Here is a 19,054-nt window from a genome sequence, read left to right on the forward strand (position 1 = left end):
ATGGTTACAGGGAATATGTTGATTGTGATTTTCTTTCTATCATTGGCTGCACTTTTTTTCTTGATTTTAAAATTGAAGGTTGAACCATTTCTATCACTGATCGGCATCGCATTTGCCACTGCCGTTGTCATTGGAATGCCGCTGAATGAAGTGGCAGCCACCGTCACACAAGGGTTCGGGAATACGCTGACCGGCGTCGGGATCCTGATCGGACTCGGTGTCATCTTCGGACAGTTCCTGGGTGCCTCAGGAGCAGTTGAAAAAATTGCCGCCGCAGTGTTAAAAGTATTCGGGGTGAAAAAATCCCCGGCTGGTCTTGCCTTGACGGGAACGGCGGTGTCGATCCCGGTATTCTTCGATGCGGCATTCGTTATCTTAAGCGGGTTGATTAAAAGTTTATCGAAGAAAACGGGAATCTCGATCATTTCATTTGTAACCGCACTAGGTGTCGGTTTGATCGTATCTCATAACATGATCGCCCCAACGCCGGGACCGCTTGTTGTAGCGGAAAATACGGGATCTGACCTTGGCTTATTCATCCTTTACGGGCTTCTGGTTTCTATCCCGGCCACACTTGCCGGCGGATACTTCTACGGATTATTCATCGGGAAGCGCATGAACCACTCAGGTGCCGTAGAGGAAGTGGCAGTTAGTCTTGAAGATGCGCCAAAGAAAGAAATCAGTACAGGACTTAGCTTCTTCATGCTGGCACTGCCTATTGGACTCATCCTGCTCAACACACTATCTCAACTGCTATTCCCTGATACAGGACTTGCAAGTGTACTGGGATTCATTGGTGACAAGAACATCGCCCTGTTCATCAGTGTCATCGCAGCGATCATTTTGCTGAGACCGTACATCTCTGTTCCTAACAGCAGATTGTATTCTGAAGCGATCAACTCGGCGGGGATCATCATCCTCGTGACAGGTGCCGGCGGAGCATTCGGAGCCGTCATCAATAAAAGCGGAATCGGCGACTATCTCATCGAAACGATGCAAAGCTGGAGCGTGCCGGTTCTGATCCTTGCTTTCATCTTCTCGCAGATCCTGCGTGCATCACTCGGATCCGCAACCGTTGCCCTAGTGACGACGTCCAGTATCATGGGACCGATGGCAGCAGACCTTGGTGTCTCACCGATCCTGCTCGGTCTTGCCATCTGTGCCGGCGGAATCGGTCTATCCCTTCCGAACGACTCAGGCTTCTGGGTCGTGAACAGGTTCGGTAAACTGACCGTCCCGCAGACGCTTAAAGCATGGACGCTCGGCGGATTCATCGCCGGGCTGACAGCGATCACGACTGTATTGATCTTGAGTTTGTTCTCGGGGATACTTCCGGGATTGTAGAAAATGGGAAAGGTCCATCCTTCAGAGGGATGGACCTTTTTTGCAGTCTTCTAATTCATTTTTGATTTATTATTTATGGAGCTGCTTGGATAATTCTCGTACTCGTCCGGGTATAAAAGCCTCTTCCCCTTGTAACAAGAGAAAACCCTAGTCCCTCATCGCTCCTGCCTCTCGGGAAGTCATTGCACCCTGACCTTCACTCACATCTTTCTGGATTTGTTTTTTCACTTCTTGAGCATCCGTTCCAGCAAAGCTTTGCTTCATGGCTGAATCCAATTTCTGTTTGGGTTGTTGGTTTTGTGGCATAATCGCTCTCCTTCCATTCTTGGTTGCAGGCTCTTATTATGGTCAATATGCACTCGGGATATCCGTTGAATTCGTATATCCACTCTTCCTGCTAAGCGGCAGTTCTCCTATTGAACTGTCGTTTTTCTATGCCCCGCCACATTTAAGAATTATTTAATATTCTCCTAAGAAATTGTTTAGAAGTGCTTTGTAAGATGTGTGTAGAGTTCGAATGAAAGGGAGGGTGACTGATGAAGGGAAATGGAATTGGAGTCCGGATAGGCAGGGGTGGTTTTCTGCTGTTTTCGATGTTTTTCGCTGCGGCTGTGCTGGTGCAAGTGTTTATGGCGGGGGCAGCGGTGTTTGTGAATCCGGTGAATTGGGGGAAACATGTTGAGTTTGTTCACTATTTTGGATTTTTGGTGCCGCTATTGATGTTCATTTTTGCACTGATCGGCAGAATGCCGCGCAGGTACATGATCGAGGTTCTGGCGGTGATGATGGCGATTTTTCTGATGTATCTAACCGCAAACATTACAAGGACGCTTCCCTGGGCCGGGGCATTACACCCGGTAATCGCCATCGTGATTGCTGGTCAGGCAGTTGTACTGGTTAGAAATGCATGGAATTTAATGACGAAAAAAGATATTGAGGAGTGATGGAAATGAGAGTATTTGCAGCCGTTCTATTAGGGTTATTAGGTGGTTTTGCAGTGGGGATCGCGTTATCAAGTGTGATTGGGATCGTGAGCATGGGAGTGTTCAATCAGCCGTTAGGGATTAAATTTCTGCCTTATTTTACGGCGGTGGTCTGTGCGGTGCTGGTTCCGGTGATGGATCAAAAAAGTGTAAAGAAAAGGGGTGAATGAGGTGTTTCTAGCATTTAAAGAATTGAGGCATTCAAAAGTCAGGTATACGTTGATTGCCCTCATCATGACTGCAGTATTGTTTCTAGTATTTTTTATAAGCGGGTTGGCGAATGGATTGGGATTCGGGGACAGTGCGGCGATCAAGAATTTGCAGGCAGAACATGTTGTGGTGAATAAAGAAGCGGAAGATGCCATCGTCGGTTCCAGTCTGAGTGATCAACAAGTGAAAAGGATTGATAGGAAGCTGGATGGGGAGTTTTCACCATTGTCGGTAACCATGATGTCTTCTATCAAAAAAACTGGCAAGGAAGAAGTGGATGTCACGTATTTCTCTGTCGATACAGATTCGTATCCGGAGATGGAAGTGGCAGAAGGGAAGAATATAAGTGAACTGGAAGAGGATGAAGTGATTGCGGATGAAAGCATGCAAAGGGACGGGTTTAAAATGAATGATGTCGTTGTAGATCAGAACACCGGGAAAGAACTGATCATTGCAGGTTTCTCCAAAGATCAGATGTATTCCAATATCCCGGTAGTGTACACCGACCTTGGAACTGGAGTTCATGAGTCCCGCGGGCAGGATACAACGTATAATGCGATTCTTTATTCGGGATCGTATGAAGAGCTTGATGGTTTCGATACCCTGACGATCGATGAAGCGGTTGAGGGGATTCCGGGTTACACAGAAACACAGGGCTCGTTGAAGATGATTGTGGTTTTCCTGTTTATTATTTCTGCCTTTGTGTCGAGTGTGTTCTTCTATGTCATCACGATTCACAAGCAGAATCAGCTGGGGGTGCTGAAGGCGATCGGGGCGACGACAGGCTATATTGTGAAAAGCATCATGATCCAGGTCAGCCTGTTGACAGCGATTGGCTTGGTGGTCAGCGGCGGGTTTGTATATGGTATGACGCAGGTCATCCCGGAAGATATGCCATTCAGGCTGACGCCGGTGCTGTTAGCGGGGACGGCAGGACTGTTTCTTCTATTGAATCTGCTTGGTGCTTTATTATCCGTGCGCCAAGTGGCAAAAACAGATGCACTTGAAGCGATCGGGAGGGTTGAATAATGACAAAAGCGATATTGAAGCTTGAGAATCTTTCGAAAACATTTGGAGACGGTGATACGACGGTACAGGTTCTAAAGAACATTTCATATACGGTGAAGCGTGGGGAGTTTGCGGCGATTGTCGGGCCGTCCGGGTCCGGGAAGAGCACATTGCTGTCGATTATCGGCGCGCTGTTGACTCCGAGCACAGGAAAGGTAATGATTGATGAAGAAGACATTTCGGGTTACAGCTCAACACAGCTGACCTCTGTCCGGTTGAACAGGATCGGGTTCATTTTTCAAGCAGCAAACCTGATCCCTTATTTGACGGTAAAAGAACAGCTGCTCCTCGTGCATGATATCGGGAGAAAAAGAAAGACTGATACTCGGGCGATCGAGCTGCTTGAGCACCTGGGCTTGAGCCACCGTCTGAAGAATTATCCAGACAAACTTTCAGGCGGGGAAAAACAGAGAGTGGCGATTGCCAGAGCCTTTATGAATGATCCGGATATGATCCTGGCCGATGAGCCGACGGCGAGCCTCGATTCAGCGCGGGGGAAAAAGGTGGTCGAGATGATTGCGAAAGAGGTCAAATCAAGAAACAAGGCTGCACTGATGGTCACCCATGATGAACGGGTCCTCCATCTCTGTGACCGGGTATTATATATAGAAGATGGACGAATAATGGAGAAGTAACAGAAGGGGCTGTCAGTAACGGCAGCCCAGGTTCACATTGTATGGAAAGCAGGTGATGGCATGTCGATAAAGAAGAGGCTGCTCTTATCGAATATCGGAATGATTGTCATTCCCCTTGTCAGTCTTCTAATCGTGGAAATCGTGGTTGGATATGTGTTCTTTTATGTATTGAATGGGAAGAATCTGCAAACTTTCCTGACTCTCCGCTTCGGTGCGCTGGTGGTCATTTTAGTCTTGACGAACGGGTTGCTGACCTATTTTATGTCAAAGAGCATCATAGAACCGATCAAGAAGTTGTCGTTCGCAGCACGAAAGATCAGTGAAGGGGATCTTGATGTTAGTGTGGCGTCTGACAAGAAGGATGAATTGGGGCAATTATCGAATACATTTGAAGAGATGCGCCTGAAGCTGAAGGAAGCAGAGACGGTTCAAAGGCAATACGAGCTGAATCGTCAGGAGCTTATCGCGAGCATTTCCCATGACTTGAAAACACCGTTAACCTCGATCAAAGGGTATGTGAGCGGGATCGAAGATGGCATCGCCGGCACTCCAGACAAGCTGAACCGATACATGGCCAAGATCAAGAAGAATGCCCATGATATGGACGGACTCATCGATGAACTGTTCCTATATTCGAAGCTGGATATGGACCAATTGCCGTTTCAATTTGAAAAGGTCCACCTTGATGCGTATTTTGATGATTTCATCGACGAACTTTCCTTTACTCTTGAAAAGGAACACGGTGAAGCGCTGCTATCCTATGAAAGGTCAGGTTCTTATCTCGTTGAAGCTGACAGGGAAAAGCTGGACCGGGTCGTCAAGAATATCACGCAAAACAGTTTAAAGTATATGAATAAAGAACAGAAAGAAATTCAGGTCATCCTCACGGAGCTTGAGTATGATGTCAAGGTGGAGATTCAGGATAATGGGAGCGGGATACCGGAAACGGAACTGCCCCGTATCTTTGACAGCTTCTACAGGACGGACATCTCGAGAAACTCCGCCACAGGAGGAAGCGGGCTTGGCCTGTCCATTGCCAAAAAAATCATAGAAGGGCACGGCGGGAGCATTTGGGCAGAAAGTAAGCCGGGTATAGGAACAAGCATTTATTTTACATTGAAAAAGGTGAAGGATCATGCAAAACATACTGATCATTGAAGATGAGAAGGATATCGCGGAACTCGAAAGGGACTATCTCGATGTGAGCGGCTTTGCTTGTGACCTGGCATCGACAGGCGGAGAGGGGCTTGCCCTTGCTAGGATCAACACATATAGCCTCATTCTGCTTGATCTGATGCTGCCGGATACGGACGGATTCCAGCTATGCAAGGAGCTCAGGGAATTTCTCGACATCCCGATCTTAATGGTCACTGCAAGAAAAGAAGACATCGACAAAATCAGGGGCTTCGACCGCGGAGCCGATGACTACATCGTCAAACCCTTCACCCCCAGTGAACTCGTCGCACGGGTAAAAGCTCATATTGCCAGATACGAACGCTTGATCAACCGTGACATGAAAAAAGTGATCGAAATCCGGAACCTCGTCATCGATCCGGACTCCCGCAGAGTATTCGTCGACTCAGAAGAAAAAATCGTGACCGCCAAAGAATTCGACCTTCTGTATTTTCTGGCCACTAACCCAAACAGAGTCTTCAGCAAAGAACATCTGTTTGAACGGATTTGGGGGTATGACTCTTTAGGGGATTTGACGACGGTTACGGTGCATATCAGGAAGATCCGGGAGAAGATTGAGGAGGAACCTTCGTCGCCTGTGTTTATTGAAACAATTTGGGGTGTGGGGTATCGGTTTAGATCCTAATTGCATCGGGGAATTAAATAATGGCAGAAAGTTATCTTGGGTAGCTTTAGGCTGTGGATTGTTTTTCAAGTTACTGGTTACTGGTTCCACCGCATACGTTTAAATATCATAGTAAACCGATAGGTAATGATATTATCTGTGTCATTAGAAAGAATTTTTTAAAAATACTAAAAATAGTATTGACGAGGCAATGAATCCTCTTTATAATCCAATTCATACTCAAATAGCAAGTAATACCAAAACCAAACATTATAACTCTTATCAAGAGCGGCGGAGGGATAGGCCCGATGAAGCCCGGCAACCTGCAGGATCAGACTGTAAAGGTGCCAATTCCTACAGATTCCATACGGATCTGGAAGATAAGGGGAGGAGCATGATTATTTAGCCCTCTTCTTAATAGAAGAGGGCTTTTCTGTATACCCTCTTCTTTTCCGCTCTCACTTCCCTCAAGTGGATCTTCATGGAATGAATCAATTCTTAAGTATAAAGTGAAAATTCGATAATAGGAGGCTGAATCATGTCAACGATTAATGTGGCAATTCTGGGTTTCGGAACGGTAGGGCAAGGAGTCTGTGAAGCAATCGATACTCATCAGGACAGATTGAAGGAAGTACTGGGTAAAGAGGTGAAGGTAAGGGCGATTCTTATAAAAGATCCCGCAAAAGAGAGGGACATTGATCCATCCATCAACGTCACAACGGATTTCCAAGACATTCTGGATATCCCGGACCTGCACGTCATCTTTGAAGCGATCGTGGGGGAGGAGCCGAGCTTTACGTATTTAACCGAAGCCATTGAGAAGGGAGTTCATATCGTCACGGCCAATAAAGCGATGTTTGCCAAATATGGTCCCGGGCTATTGGAAAAAGCGGAAAGGAACGGGGTATCGGTTGGATTTGAAGCGACGACAGCCGGGGGAATACCGGTGATCGGCAGTATCAGGCAGCTTCTGAAGGTGAATGAAATCAGACAAATTCAAGGGATTTTAAATGGGACGTCCAACTTCATCTTATCTCAAATGAGAAATAGAGGCCTTGCCTTTGATACAGCCTTAAAGATTGCTCAGGAGAAGGGCTACGCTGAAGCCGATCCGACAAATGATATCGAAGGTCATGATGCGTTCTATAAATTGCTGATTTTAAGTCAAACAGCCTTTGGCAGACAGCCCGATTGGAAGAATATTCGACGTAAGGGGATATCCCACCTGACTGCAGAGTGGATCCAGGCAGCGGAATCTTTTCGATTGCGGTTCAAGCATGCAGGTTCTCTCTTGAGGGATTCAATTGACCGTATCAAAGGTGAAGTAGAGCCCATCCTGGTTCATGACACCCATCCTTTTTACGGTGTGGAGGATGTAGAAAATGCCATATCTCTAAAGGGTAGTCTTGTAGGGAGGATTACCCTGCTTGGTCCAGGAGCTGGAAAATTGCCTACAGGCAGCGCCATGGTAGAAGATTTTCTGTCGTTGATAGAGAGGAAGTACACGGCCTCTGCCGAAAGCATAGCGAGGACCGGGGAGGTTCAGGTTGAGAGCAGCCGCCAATGGGTTCTGAGAATCCGTGAAGAGGATGATTATCAAAACTGGATTTCATCGTTCACTTTAAAGGATCATATTCAGCTTGGCGATTACTTGTACGTATTTGTTGAAGGCAGGAAACATACACTGGAATCGCTTCTTCGGACGCATGATCATATTCAAGCTGTGTCTATTCTGGATGAAATTCCTTTGGAAAATGAAGCGAAGACTGGAGCTGCAATTTCCCAGAAGTAATCTTTAATAAATATGGTCTGATAGAAAGTAGGGGTATCATTGAGTATGATTGTTCAAAAGTTTGGTGGAACCTCTGTTGGTTCAACAGATCGAATCAAACGTATGGTCTTTCATGTCATGAAGGAAAGAGAAAAAGGCCATGATGTTGTCGCAGTAGTATCAGCAATGAATAAAACGACGGATACACTCGTAAGATTGGCAGGGGAACTCTCTGCAAAGCAAAGCAAGAGAGAAATGGATATGCTCTTAAGTACCGGCGAGCAGGTGACGATCTCCCTTTTGACCATGGCCCTGCAGCATACGGGGCTGGAAGCCGTATCCCTGACAGGCAGACAGGCGGGAATCCAAACGGACGGAGTATTTGGGAATGCCAAGATTACCTCGATCGATACCGATCGGATAAAATCGGAGTTATCAAAAGGACGAATCGTCGTGGCCGCCGGTTTTCAAGGAATCACGGATAAAGGAGAAATAACTACATTAGGCAGGGGCGGTTCGGATACGACTGCAGCTGCTCTTGCCGCCGCTTTAAAAGCGGATAGGTGTGATGTTTATACGGATGTAGATGGAGTGTATACTTCGGATCCGCGAATCGTGCCCCGGGCAGCAAAAATTGACAGCCTCTCCTATGATGAGATGCTGCGTTTAGCTGCCATGGGAGCTGCTGTCCTGCATCCGAGAGCGATCAAACATGCGAAGGAACATCATGTGCCACTTGTGGTTTGTTCCAGTTCGAATGAGGGGCGGGGGACCGTCATTAGCGAAAGAACACAGAGTAATGCACCTATTGTCGGGATAGCCTACCAGAAAGACATTTCTGTTCTGACAATCTTTGACTGTCAGGGAGGAGAGTCACTGATTCTTTATGATCTCGATTCCCATCATATTGAGACAGAAATCATTAAATACAAGGAAAACCTTATCCTCATAGTAAAAGATCAGGATTTTCAAGAAGTAAAGAGAATCGTTGGACAATACAATCAAGCCTATTCTTATATAGAAGAGAGAGAAGATCTATCAAAGGTGTCCGTGATAGGACGCATCAACTCAACACATGAGGTAAAAGAGAAGGTTACCAACGTTTTTCATGACTGCCATATTGCGAAGGAGTCCATATGGGAATCCACTGCAGGATTAAGTGCGCTGGTTGACAGGTGTGATGTAGAAAAGGCTGCCAGGGTCCTTCATACGCACTTTGGTTTGGATTATGTAGAATCAAGGAGAGCTGTTTTGTAAACGGATAGGGAGGTGATACATTCTGTCTCTCATCGTTTCAAAATGAAAAAAAGTGTATAGGCAACCCTATATATTTTTTACCTAAGACTGATTGAAACTGGAGTACCGATTGGAACGAGTCCCGCTATTCATGGTGCGTTTTGCGGTAATGAAATTAAATATCAAAAATAAAGGAAATATCTTCTTGACAGTCGAATATTAGCCTATAACCAGAATTAACTATTCCGAGGAGGAGGATTCTTGTGCGTCCACGACCATTATGTATTGAAAATCCTGAGCATGATAGGTATGTTAGTCTTGTGCCAGATGGAGATATTGAAGAAATACTTAGTAAGCAACGAACTAAGACGATTAACCTCTTAAGCAGCGTATCAGAGGAGACAGCAAGGAAGGCATACGCACCAGGGAAATGGACTTTAAAAGAAGTGATTGGACACATGACCGACTCGGAACGTGTGATGTCGTATCGAATGCTTGCCATTGCACGAAATGAAAGTGCATCACTCCCAGCAATGGAACAGGATCAATACGTTTCTGCGGCAAACTTCAACAAATTATCCTGGGAGCAGTTACTAGCTGGTTTAGACATGGTACGCTCCAACACGTTAAGCCTTATTTCAACCATTGATGATGCAGCATGGGTTCGTAATGGAACTGTAATGAACAACCCAGTTTCGGTAGGAACCATTGCATATGGCATTGCCGGGCACGAGTTACACCATATGAAAGTGATTAGTGATAAATACTTATAAGTCTTATTCTATTAATGAAAAACCTAATTTCTCATTTAATGCTGAAAAATTAGGTTTTTTAATATTGAACCTTCCTTAACATTGTAACTTCAAAACAGACCCCGTTACGGTCCATCCTTCTCTTTATTCAATTATTGTACAGTCTAGTTGAATAAGAGAACTCCCCGAAAAAGTTCATTCTTGATTCATAGCAAACAACAAAAAACTCACCGTCACAATGAGGTGAGTAAAAATGAAAATTTTCCTAGTCCTTAATAGTAGAAAGTGCAATTTGAAGGTTAGCGAAGGTGGAGATTGAGCTGAAATCAATCCCTAGTTGGACCATTGTTTGTGCAATTTCTGGTCTTATGCCAGTCAGCATGGGTCTAATACCAAGAAGTCTGAGTGAATCTATAACCTTGAAAATTCTGTCAGCCACCATTGTATCAATGATTGGTACTCCTGAAAGATCAATTAGAAGGTATTCAAGAGAAAGTTGAGCGCTTTTCGATAGTGCCTGATCCATGAGTTCCTGTGCCCTTTTTGTATCGACATCACCAATCAATGGAAGAACCCCTATTCCGTTTTGTATTTTTATGACCGGAATTGAAAGTTCTAATACAGACGTTTCCGCTGCATGTATTCTGTTTGTGTAAAAACGGGTATATGTAACACTAAGCCAATGAATGGCAAAATCTATGACTGATGTTAATTTATAGATGATGTCATGATATTCGGACAATGAAAGTTCTAATTCTTCTGCTTCTTTTTTAATAATTTCACCAACAACAGTACGATAGTGTTTAATTACATTGATAGCATTATCAAGAGTAAAATCAATCTTGATTAATGAGTTTATCGTTTCTTCACCCCAGCTTTCGACTTCAGATTTGTTAGTAGTATCTTTATTAGTGAATGAAAAAGCGAAAAGTTCGATAAGCTCCTCACGCCAACGTTGTAAGACTTCCTCACCCTTCTGCGAGTTATATCGATTCAAACTATCAATTTGTTCTGCCGCAGGAATATTCTTTAGTGCCAGTATGCTCTCAGAAATATTCATAATTTTAGATTTATCAATCCTGGTATCCATAAAATGACCCCCCTTTACATTTGAAATTATTATAACATGTGAATTTACACTTCTATATAAAAGGAGTATTAGAAAATATTATTGCCCACTTTGCCGATGTACTGATAATCAAGGCTGGTCTATTGCAAGGTAATGCTATGTCCTTATCGATCAATAGACATTAAGTAAGGTTAGAGAAACGTAACGTCATTAATATGAACAAGCTCAGTTGTATAGATTTCTTTGGAAATTTCAATATAACCATTTCCATAAATCCAGAAGATTTTATACTCTTCGTCCTTATATAAAACTTTGTCGCCCAGATTGTATTTTTTGAGATTCATTCAGTCACCTACCTGTCAATGCAATAGACCTATGATAATTCTACTAGTAAAAATGACAGAGACGAATGACGGTCTGGCAACGTTTAAACGTAAATACCCACTTAATAGGTATGATTACTTGAAATATCTTCTTAAATTATTCTTTTAGGATTAATTCTATATTTTTATTTGGTTGTGTATAAAGGTGAACGAAAATGATAGGCGGCGTGGATTTGTCCGATGAGGAGGGAGGGGCGATTACAAGATAATCGAAAATAGGTTTCCTGTCTGGGAGAATTTGAATGTGTGTTAAGTTCCCTTCAACTCGTACATACTGAACGAGTTTTCCATTCTTTTGTACATAATAGAAGAAGCTCTCACAAAACTAAACGAAGCTGTGAAAGATTTAACTAAAGAGCAAGTAGAAATCTTTCACATTATATACTTCTAAAATAGAACAGATTCCGAGTTTTTTTGAGAGTATTAAGGGAAAGTAATAAAAATAACCTCATCACTAATTAAATGGAGATGAATCATATGTCGGAAAATAAAAATCAAATGCCGCGGGAAGAAGGAATCGATCATAGCTTGAGCCTTCTGAGAGAAGGATATATGTACATTTTAAACAGACGTCAAAGCTTTCATTCGAATGTCTTTGAGACCAGATTACTTGGAAAGAAAGCGATCTGCATGTCAGGGAAAGAAGCTGCAGAAGTTTTTTATGACCATGATAAATTCAAAAGGAAAGGCGCTGCGCCGAAGCGGGCGGTCCAAACATTATTCGGGGAGAATGGTGTTCAGGTGCTGGATGGAGAAGAGCATAAACATCGGAAGGAAATGTTTATGTCCCTCATGTCTCCACAGGCAATTCAAAAGCTGACAGACATGACAAAGCATCAATGGGAGACAGCACTAAGTAAATGGGAACAGATGGACCAAGTCATTCTTTATGACGAAGTAAAGGAAATCATGTGCAGGACAGCCTGCGAGTGGGCAGGTGTCCCGTTGCCAGAAGAAGATGTGAAAGAAATAACCAAAGATTTGGCGGCGATGTTCGAGACCCCGGCCGCAGTTGGTCCAAACCACTGGCTGGGAAGAAGGGCACGGAACAAAGTGGAGAAACGGATGGGGCATCTGGTTGATAAGGTTCGTAATGATGAAATCAATCCACCAGAGGATACCGCCCTCTATAGATTTGCCTGGCATCGCGATTTAGAAGGGAATCTATTGACCACCGACACCGCTTCAGTCGAAATCCTTAATATCTTGAGACCGATCGTGGCGATTGCTATATTCATCAATTTCACAGCGCTCGCATTGCATCAGCATCCGGAAGAAAGGGAGAAACTGAAATCAGGCGATAAACAGCATGCTCAGATGTTTGTACAGGAAGTCCGCCGCTTTTATCCATTCTTTCCGTTCGTTGCAGCGCTGGTAAAAAAAGATTTCACCTGGAACGGCTACGGCTTTGAAGAAGGAACATTAACTTTACTGGATCTGTATGGCACCAATCATCACCCGGAAATCTGGGAAAACCCTGATGTGTTCAATCCTGACCGGTTTGCCAAATGGGATGGAAGCCCCTTTAACTTCATTCCGCAGGGCGGGGGTGACTACATGATGGGCCATCGATGTGCCGGAGAGTGGATCACCTTGGCAGTCATGAACGTATGTCTCGATTATCTGGTGAACCAAATGGAATATGACGTTCCTGACCAGGATTTAAGTTACAGTTTGGTGAGCATACCTAGTATTCCCGATAGCAAAGTGGCGGTAAAGGGTGTTAAACGAAAAGCATAATCACATTTTGTTTGTTGTTAGCAAGAAGAAAAAATGGAACTAATTCGATTCCCGATTTCAGGCTGGCTTTCTTTATCTTTGGATAATCTCCATAATCCAGTCTTTTAAATCAACGATTCGTAAGTTCTCAATGCTTTTATTTGTTCCTGATACAATGAGTGGAACCGTTGAATCTGCCTTGTGCATCGAGCCGTGGGCACCTCCGCCGGAATGCTCAGGTGAACTTTCTCCTATGAATTCATATCCTGGTTTGGCATCCATGATAAGAAATCGGCCTTTTTGTGATTCTGCCGCCCCATACAGCCTTGCTAAAGCATCGGGGTAATTTCCATAACTGATTGTATTCTCTTTCATTTTCATATCGAGGATATCACTGTTTCCTTTTACGGACCATGACTGGTGATATTGGTCCTTATAGGGGCCTCCCGGCTGAAATGACAGTTCCCCTTGATGATCAGGGGATATTACGTTTATACCTTCGTTGTCCTTCCATGCTATCCAAGCAATACGAGACTCTTTTTGTAATTTTTTCGCCATTTGCCGCAGCTGAATGTCCTCTTTAAGAATATAAAGATACGCCATCCGTTCATTTGCGGTGATAACAATTTCGTCTTTAGCACGGACAGCCTCGCCCAGCTCCAATATGTTGTATTCAGAGAGTTCTTTTCTAAGGTCTATGAGAGCTTCTTTTTTATTTGCTTTCACTGAGGACTGGTTGCTGTCCCCCATAATAACCCACACAATGTCAGCGAGTGCATCGTTCCAATCAGGAAAGCTATTTAGAACGTTTTGGAGCTGTTTATCGGCATCTTCAATTCCTTTAATCGCGGAAGGACCTTTTCTGTGTACCGTAAAATCATTTTCCGGTAAATACAGGATTGTAAAGGAAGGTAAAGTGTTATTCTTTATCAGATAGATCAACTCCTCCGCTGCAAAAGAATCATTCAGGCCAATTCGATTGATGATATGATTGTTTTCCTCATTCTCTCTGGAGAACAACCCTAATGACAGCGTTTCTGGACCCATGGTTTGTATTTCCTCAGGCAGGTTGGTCATTGCCGAAATGAAGCCGGGGACCTTCAGGGTATGAGGATAATTTCCACGGTAAATCAACGCATTTATAGAAGCAGTCTTTAAGCCTGCATGGTCCAGGTCTTCATGTATGGTTTTTACGTTGCTGCTCAAGTCTTGATTGTTATAGGCATAAAGACCGTTCCTTGCAAAATCAGAAACACCAAGCTTTAAGATTTCAAAAAGTCCATTTCCATAGGTAATGATTCGTCTTTCTTTATCATCAAACCAGACAAGCCCTGGTATTTTATGCTGATCTGGATACGTGCCTGTAATTAAAGAACTGTCTATCGTGACCGACATTGTCGGATACGAACTTACCAGATCAGTGCTGTATTGGCCGTTCTTCTTTAAAAATTCCATGGCGGGAGCTTTACCATCTTCAATTGCCTTATTCAACGATTTATCCATTAACGAGTCAATAACGAGGAGAACCACTTTCGGATGGGACTGGCTGCCGGTCTGCAGCGGGAAAGGTGTCTTGGTATCCGGGGGCGGGGTCTGGCTGCTGCCGGTACAACCGATCGTAAAAATAAGAAAAGAAAAAATGACTACTAAACGTTTTATCATAACTTCATCCCCAGTAATGGTTTGGTTTTCTTTCCTTTTAGTATGAACAGATGAATGAAATTAATGAGTCTTATAAATGAAAGGGAGTGTACTGGTTGGAACCTAATTTATAGTGATAATTTTTAATGAATTAGAAAAGAATAATGTAGGAAAGGAGGGGTTGCGAATGTTTGTGAAAAAGTGGGTAACGAGACTGGTCTGTTTGCTTGCAATGGTTGTGATGGTGACATCTCTAGGCACACTCAGCGTTTTTGCCGAAGAATCCAGTGTTGTTCAGCCTCAGGAGAATGAGAAAGCGATTGAGGTCGAATTGAACGATGATTACTTTAATCCGAAAGTCATCACGATTCCGAATGGAACAACCACAAAATTGAAATTGAAAAACAAAGGTAAGAAAGAGCACACCTTCACAGTTGAAAAGCTCGGAATTGACGCCGAGGTCCAGCCGGGAAAAGAAATGACCATTAACATAAAACCACAACAGCCCGGTACATATGAACTGATATGCCGGTACCATTTCCAGGAAGGAATGGTTGGGGAAGTAATCGTCAAATAAAACGCAGGGCCAATATAAGGCCTTGCGTTTTTCATTTGGTAAAGGAAATTTACTTATTATCCAGACATCCTCGTAACCGCTAATTCCACAAACGGATGTTCTTATTAAAAGGTAAATGTTCACTTTTTATCATTTCACAAGATATTGATGTTTGGATTAATAAATAGTTCCTCTTTTAATAAATGGTAAATACAGTATATGGATACGTATATATCATTTAGAAGGAGGGGAGAGAGGTGAATTTTTTTAAACCTATTTATGATGAGGTTCGGTTATCTCAAATACGATTTAATCAATATAAGAGAACGATGAAGCTTATTTTAGGGTCGATTTTTGCCTGTATTGCGGCTATTCTGCAGGCTGCCGGTGGCTTTTTACCAGGTATAGGATATTTTATAAGTCCGCTCGCCACTGCACCTATTCTGTTATGCTCCATGTTTTCCATTCCATTTGGAGTGTTGACCTACTTGCTGACAATAATGTTATTATTCATCCTGCAGCCAACTGAATTATTCGTCTTTCCTTTTACAACAGGATTGTTAGGACTCGGCATAGGGGCATCTTTTTCCTTTTTCAGGAAGAGATTAAGTATTATTGCTGCTGGGACCATTCTTTTAATGGCAGGAATTATGAGTCTGCTATTTATTTTTCACTTTCCGGTTTTAGGTCCAGCGGTCTCAGATTCCTTTTCATTTCTTACGACTGTATGTATCTTTTTATTTGCCTTCCTTTATAGCTGGGTGTGGGTTGAAATTGCTTTAATCATTTTAAAAAGATTAAAAATGATGATCATTCAGTGATTATTCCAATCTGTGGTCTCAGGAACTGCACCAAATTTAAGTCGGTGGGGCCCTGTTGGTATATGCCGCATATCAAGGTGTTTAGTTTTTGGAAAAATAAAACAGAGGCTGGGACAAAAGTGTTTTAGTCTGAATACTAAGTTCAAGTAAGTTCGGGTTTTTATTAGCTTTGTAAATTTACATTTAGTATATAGCTTGTTCGAGCGGTTGATTGGAGTGCAAGACGAAGACTCCTGCGGGAAAGGTAGCTTATGTGAGACCCCGCAGGAGCGAACTGCGACGAGGAGGCTCACGGGCTACCCGCGGAAAGCGAAGTCTTGCACGGAAATCATTAGCTTATTCAGTGGTCATCACTAATAATGTTCACCTTTAGGCAGTTGTTATTTTGTTTTGTCTCAGCCTCTATAGATATATTCACGGAACTATTTCAAAAACAGTGCCTTGGTTAAGATCTGTCACATTCCTAGAGCCATAAACCCCTAAATATAGTCTGGATTGACCCAGATTCGTTCCCAAACTAACATAAAAAGCTGATTGGGAATCAAAATGATAATCGGTTTCAATAACACTAAAATCATTGGGTTTAAAATCTGCTCTAACCTTGGTATAAGCCAGCACCCCTCTGCCTGGAGGTTCTTTCCGGGTAAAATCGGTAAACACTACGCTTCCTGTTAAATCGGGGATGCTATTTCCCATATATGCTTGCACTCCTGTCAGTGCGGTTCCTCCAAACTTATCGGGTCGGGGATCTTCATGAAAATAACTGGTCAGGGGCTGAAGGCGGCTCTCTGAGAGTGTTACTGCTTCATTGTAATAAGCAATTGTTTTCTCATCTAAAGTCGGAGTTTCCGTGCAGCCTCTTATAATCGAAGTGGGAAAAGCACCTTCCCAGCCTCGCCAGCCAAAGTTTATCATTCTTTGTTTTACAGGTTCAGAATTCATGATAGAAGCTTGAACAAGCTGAGTAACCGGCAGTGGTTTATAATGAACGAATGAAAAAATCGACTCCACCAGATTCTGTCCGACATTTCCGGTATATTTGATATACCCATTCGAAGTTCTTTGAAATGAAATGCCGGGGATATTGCGAACTCCTTTGGCCATTATTGAAAGGGTTGCCTGAATGGGGACGGGAAGTTCATGAAAACGTGTGACTGCGGGTGGATCGTGGATAGGGGTATTCTTTGCTACATCAATTTCAATTATTTTACCGGCGATTTCCATATCGTCCTGGCTTAAATTATATGGATCATAACCTGATCCGCCATCTCCGTTTGTAAAAATGAGTTTTCCTGTTTCAGGTGAGAAGTTTAAGCTGTTAACCCCATTATGATTATAAAATGGTCTTCTTACGTTAAGTAATGTCCGCCGTTTCTGAGGCTGGACGTACGATTGTAGTATCCATTCTTCAACTGTATCAATATGATCATAGTGAGTTTCTCTATTTATCCATTTTAAGTGTAAGGTTTCAGGGTCACACGGATCAGGCTTAAAAGATTTAAGAACCCCTTCTGAATTATGCAGAGCACCTGGACCTTGTGTTCCAGCCACTGAATAATGAAGATAAAACAGACCGTTATAATAAAACTCGGGATGAAACGCCAGCCCCAGCAATCCCCGTTCATCATATCTGCCCCCGGAAACACCCAGTTTTAGAATCCGAGGGCCAATATCCAAGAAAGTTTCTAACCGTTCGTTTCCTATGTAAAAGATCTCTCCTGTCTGGGTGGCAATAAATAATCTTTCCAATGAGTCACCCGGCAGTATAGCTGTTTTCAAAACAGTGGGTAAGTTTATCTTACTTACAATGGGCCGTAAATTAACCTTAACTTTTTTCAATTAATTCTACTCCCCTTTTTTTGTGTCTTCTTTTGCAATAATATGATTGTAAGTTTTCTGTTAGTACCAGGAAAGGGTATGGGAATCTTACAGGGTTCTACAACTTGAATCTCGATTATGCGAATTGAACTAACGATACGTATTAAGCAAGCAGCAGAAATAAATGATAAACAAAATTCACTGCATACCCAAATAGGCATATCCCGGCCAATAAAGTGATTCCCCTCATTAATCGCTCACTCATTACTTTCTTGGAGAAGTGAGAAGTAAAGCATAAATTAAGGTTCCAAAGGAAGAGACCAATTATAATGCCAAAGCTGCATACTAAAGAGATGGTGGTTGAGTTAGCTTCCATCAGTACCTTAAGTGAAGTACCAAACACACCAAACCAAAAAAACAAACTTAACGGATTGGCAACGGCGATTAAAAATCCAGTAAGGTAAGCATTATTTCCTTGTTTAGTTAGTTCCTCCTGACTGTACATATGAGCGCCTTTTGAGAAAGCTAATTTGATACTGGATATCCCTAAGTATCCCAGCATAAAAATCCCGATTACGTACATCAATATTTGGACGAAAGTCAGCTCGATCACTTGATGTAAACCAAAGAATATTCCAATGAGAATAATAATATCTCCGGACAATCCCCCCAAGCCTACATACCAGGCTTGTAAGAAGCCGCTTGTTATCCCTCTCTTAATTACTTCTAAATTCATCGGTCCGATGGGAGCTGCAAGGCTGAGCCCAAGCACAACATAATGAGTGAACGTTAATAGAATCTCCAAGTAAGTTCCCCCTGAAATTCATCCTACTTCATCCTATGCTTGTCCCCTCATGACACATGCCTTCTTAATGAATTAGAGGCGTTACAGGAAACTTTTGAATTAGAAATTTCATTAAATCTTTCATTAGTGCTACCTCACCTATGGGTCTCGTCTCTGGTTTGCTATCACTCCATTTACACCTATTTGTTTTCTTTTCTGCCCTTTATAAAACAATAGGCAGATTCAACAAAAAACAGAAACAGAAGAAAATAGAGCACGAATAATTCGACTACTTCCATTACGCGAAATGGACTGACAGCATTTTGCCAAGCCTGCGAAACATCAAACCCCTGGAGAATATCGAGACTTAGTGAAAAAGCCATTAAACACCCTAACATTAACAGGGATATACCCATGATTTTCATACTTATCACTCCTCCTGCCAGGTTTTCTATTGGTTCAGTAT

20 protein-coding genes and 1 riboswitch are annotated in these 19,054 nt (G+C 43.0%); of the genes, 13 read left to right on the forward strand and 7 right to left on the reverse strand.

Features of this window, described 5'->3' with window-relative positions; translation table 11 throughout:
* Entirely contained in the window at positions 1–1,344 is a 1,344-nt protein-coding gene (locus V6B33_RS00405) for a GntP family permease (protein WP_334215763.1), read from the forward strand.
* A gap of 147 nt (positions 1,345–1,491) precedes the next feature.
* On the opposite strand, the gene V6B33_RS00410 is transcribed toward V6B33_RS00405, so the two are convergent.
* Positions 1,492–1,650, reverse strand: coding sequence for a hypothetical protein (locus tag V6B33_RS00410; RefSeq protein WP_334215764.1), 159 nt, complete (start codon positions 1,648–1,650; stop codon positions 1,492–1,494).
* A gap of 230 nt (positions 1,651–1,880) precedes the next feature.
* Between V6B33_RS00410 and V6B33_RS00415 the strand changes: the two genes are divergently transcribed.
* From V6B33_RS00415 to V6B33_RS00455, 9 genes are all read left to right on the forward strand, one after another.
* Positions 1,881–2,288 (forward strand): DUF6220 domain-containing protein, encoded by a 408-nt coding sequence (locus V6B33_RS00415; RefSeq protein ID WP_334215765.1) that lies wholly within the window; start codon positions 1,881–1,883, stop codon positions 2,286–2,288.
* A gap of 5 nt (positions 2,289–2,293) precedes the next feature.
* Entirely contained in the window at positions 2,294–2,497 is a 204-nt protein-coding gene (locus tag V6B33_RS00420) for a DUF5957 family protein (RefSeq protein WP_334215766.1), read from the forward strand.
* A 1-nt stretch (position 2,498) separates the two neighbouring features.
* Positions 2,499–3,566: an ABC transporter permease gene (locus V6B33_RS00425; RefSeq protein WP_334215767.1), complete on the forward strand. Its 1,068-nt coding sequence runs from the start codon at positions 2,499–2,501 to the stop codon at positions 3,564–3,566.
* Positions 3,566–4,240 carry an ABC transporter ATP-binding protein gene (locus V6B33_RS00430; RefSeq protein WP_334215768.1) on the forward strand — a complete coding sequence of 225 codons (675 nt, stop codon included), beginning with the start codon at positions 3,566–3,568 and terminating at the stop codon, positions 4,238–4,240. Before V6B33_RS00425 ends, V6B33_RS00430 begins: the two co-directional genes overlap by 1 nt.
* 60 nt (positions 4,241–4,300) lie before the next feature.
* Entirely contained in the window at positions 4,301–5,398 is a 1,098-nt protein-coding gene (locus V6B33_RS00435) for a sensor histidine kinase (RefSeq protein ID WP_334215769.1), read from the forward strand.
* Complete coding sequence (locus V6B33_RS00440) at positions 5,376–6,059, forward strand: response regulator transcription factor (RefSeq protein ID WP_334215770.1); 684 nt, start codon at positions 5,376–5,378, stop codon at positions 6,057–6,059. Before V6B33_RS00435 ends, V6B33_RS00440 begins: the two co-directional genes overlap by 23 nt.
* A gap of 255 nt (positions 6,060–6,314) precedes the next feature.
* Positions 6,315–6,425: riboswitch (SAM riboswitch) on the forward strand.
* Between the two features lie 151 nt (positions 6,426–6,576).
* Positions 6,577–7,830, forward strand: coding sequence for a homoserine dehydrogenase (locus tag V6B33_RS00445; protein ID WP_334215771.1), 1,254 nt, complete (start codon positions 6,577–6,579; stop codon positions 7,828–7,830).
* 45 nt (positions 7,831–7,875) lie between these two features.
* Positions 7,876–9,066 (forward strand): aspartate kinase, encoded by a 1,191-nt coding sequence (locus V6B33_RS00450; RefSeq protein WP_442915427.1) that lies wholly within the window; start codon positions 7,876–7,878, stop codon positions 9,064–9,066.
* A gap of 242 nt (positions 9,067–9,308) precedes the next feature.
* The gene (locus V6B33_RS00455; RefSeq protein WP_334215773.1) at positions 9,309–9,818 is read left to right on the forward strand and encodes a DinB family protein; all 510 of its coding nucleotides are present in this window, start codon (positions 9,309–9,311) and stop codon (positions 9,816–9,818) included.
* 244 nt (positions 9,819–10,062) lie between these two features.
* Here the strand turns inward: V6B33_RS00455 and V6B33_RS00460 are convergent, their stop codons facing one another.
* Together V6B33_RS00460 and V6B33_RS00465 are read right to left on the reverse strand one after the other, a co-directional pair.
* Positions 10,063–10,887 (reverse strand): STAS domain-containing protein, encoded by an 825-nt coding sequence (locus V6B33_RS00460; RefSeq protein ID WP_334215774.1) that lies wholly within the window; start codon positions 10,885–10,887, stop codon positions 10,063–10,065.
* A gap of 170 nt (positions 10,888–11,057) precedes the next feature.
* Positions 11,058–11,210, reverse strand: a complete 153-nt coding sequence (locus V6B33_RS00465) for a hypothetical protein (RefSeq protein ID WP_334215775.1) — start codon at positions 11,208–11,210, stop codon at positions 11,058–11,060.
* Between the two features lie 516 nt (positions 11,211–11,726).
* Between V6B33_RS00465 and V6B33_RS00470 the strand changes: the two genes are divergently transcribed.
* Positions 11,727–12,989, forward strand: coding sequence for a cytochrome P450 (locus tag V6B33_RS00470; protein ID WP_334215776.1), 1,263 nt, complete (start codon positions 11,727–11,729; stop codon positions 12,987–12,989).
* A gap of 72 nt (positions 12,990–13,061) precedes the next feature.
* Here the strand turns inward: V6B33_RS00470 and V6B33_RS00475 are convergent, their stop codons facing one another.
* Positions 13,062–14,630, reverse strand: a complete 1,569-nt coding sequence (locus V6B33_RS00475; RefSeq protein WP_334215777.1) for an alkaline phosphatase family protein — start codon at positions 14,628–14,630, stop codon at positions 13,062–13,064.
* Between the two features lie 166 nt (positions 14,631–14,796).
* Here V6B33_RS00475 and V6B33_RS00480 point away from each other — a divergent pair, with 166 nt between their 5' ends.
* A complete protein-coding gene (locus tag V6B33_RS00480; RefSeq protein ID WP_334215778.1) occupies positions 14,797–15,186 on the forward strand; it encodes a cupredoxin domain-containing protein in 390 nt (129 codons plus the stop codon).
* Positions 15,187–15,422: 236 nt separating this feature from the next.
* Positions 15,423–15,986, forward strand: coding sequence for a hypothetical protein (locus tag V6B33_RS00485; protein WP_334215779.1), 564 nt, complete (start codon positions 15,423–15,425; stop codon positions 15,984–15,986).
* Positions 15,987–16,400: 414 nt separating this feature from the next.
* On the opposite strand, the gene V6B33_RS00490 is transcribed toward V6B33_RS00485, so the two are convergent.
* From V6B33_RS00490 to V6B33_RS00500, 3 genes are all read right to left on the reverse strand, one after another.
* The gene (locus tag V6B33_RS00490; RefSeq protein ID WP_334215780.1) at positions 16,401–17,825 is read right to left on the reverse strand and encodes a PQQ-dependent sugar dehydrogenase; all 1,425 of its coding nucleotides are present in this window, start codon (positions 17,823–17,825) and stop codon (positions 16,401–16,403) included.
* A 142-nt stretch (positions 17,826–17,967) separates the two neighbouring features.
* Complete coding sequence (locus V6B33_RS00495) at positions 17,968–18,609, reverse strand: LysE family transporter (RefSeq protein WP_334215781.1); 642 nt, start codon at positions 18,607–18,609, stop codon at positions 17,968–17,970.
* Between the two features lie 179 nt (positions 18,610–18,788).
* Positions 18,789–19,013 (reverse strand): hypothetical protein, encoded by a 225-nt coding sequence (locus V6B33_RS00500; RefSeq protein WP_334215782.1) that lies wholly within the window; start codon positions 19,011–19,013, stop codon positions 18,789–18,791.
* Positions 19,014–19,054 lie beyond the last annotated feature (41 nt).

This window comes from Mangrovibacillus sp. Mu-81 (genome assembly GCF_036867415.1).
Lineage (GTDB): Bacteria > Bacillota > Bacilli > Bacillales > Bacillaceae_B > Rossellomorea.

Excerpts from the sequence above, each read along its gene's own strand:
- V6B33_RS00405 (WP_334215763.1), top strand. The coding sequence starts at position 1 with ATGGTTACAGGGAATATGTTGATTGTGATTTTCTTTCTATCATTGGCT.
- V6B33_RS00410 (WP_334215764.1), bottom strand. The coding sequence starts at position 1,650 with ATGCCACAAAACCAACAACCCAAACAGAAATTGGATTCAGCCATGAAG.
- V6B33_RS00415 (WP_334215765.1), top strand. The coding sequence starts at position 1,881 with ATGAAGGGAAATGGAATTGGAGTCCGGATAGGCAGGGGTGGTTTTCTG.
- V6B33_RS00420 (WP_334215766.1), top strand. The coding sequence starts at position 2,294 with ATGAGAGTATTTGCAGCCGTTCTATTAGGGTTATTAGGTGGTTTTGCA.
- V6B33_RS00430 (WP_334215768.1), top strand. The coding sequence starts at position 3,566 with ATGACAAAAGCGATATTGAAGCTTGAGAATCTTTCGAAAACATTTGGA.
- V6B33_RS00435 (WP_334215769.1), top strand. The coding sequence starts at position 4,301 with ATGTCGATAAAGAAGAGGCTGCTCTTATCGAATATCGGAATGATTGTC.
- V6B33_RS00440 (WP_334215770.1), top strand. The coding sequence starts at position 5,376 with ATGCAAAACATACTGATCATTGAAGATGAGAAGGATATCGCGGAACTC.
- V6B33_RS00445 (WP_334215771.1), top strand. The coding sequence starts at position 6,577 with ATGTCAACGATTAATGTGGCAATTCTGGGTTTCGGAACGGTAGGGCAA.
- V6B33_RS00450 (WP_442915427.1), top strand. The coding sequence starts at position 7,876 with ATGATTGTTCAAAAGTTTGGTGGAACCTCTGTTGGTTCAACAGATCGA.
- V6B33_RS00460 (WP_334215774.1), bottom strand. The coding sequence starts at position 10,887 with ATGGATACCAGGATTGATAAATCTAAAATTATGAATATTTCTGAGAGC.
- V6B33_RS00465 (WP_334215775.1), bottom strand. The coding sequence starts at position 11,210 with ATGAATCTCAAAAAATACAATCTGGGCGACAAAGTTTTATATAAGGAC.
- V6B33_RS00470 (WP_334215776.1), top strand. The coding sequence starts at position 11,727 with ATGTCGGAAAATAAAAATCAAATGCCGCGGGAAGAAGGAATCGATCAT.
- V6B33_RS00475 (WP_334215777.1), bottom strand. The coding sequence starts at position 14,630 with ATGATAAAACGTTTAGTAGTCATTTTTTCTTTTCTTATTTTTACGATC.
- V6B33_RS00480 (WP_334215778.1), top strand. The coding sequence starts at position 14,797 with ATGTTTGTGAAAAAGTGGGTAACGAGACTGGTCTGTTTGCTTGCAATG.
- V6B33_RS00500 (WP_334215782.1), bottom strand. The coding sequence starts at position 19,013 with ATGAAAATCATGGGTATATCCCTGTTAATGTTAGGGTGTTTAATGGCT.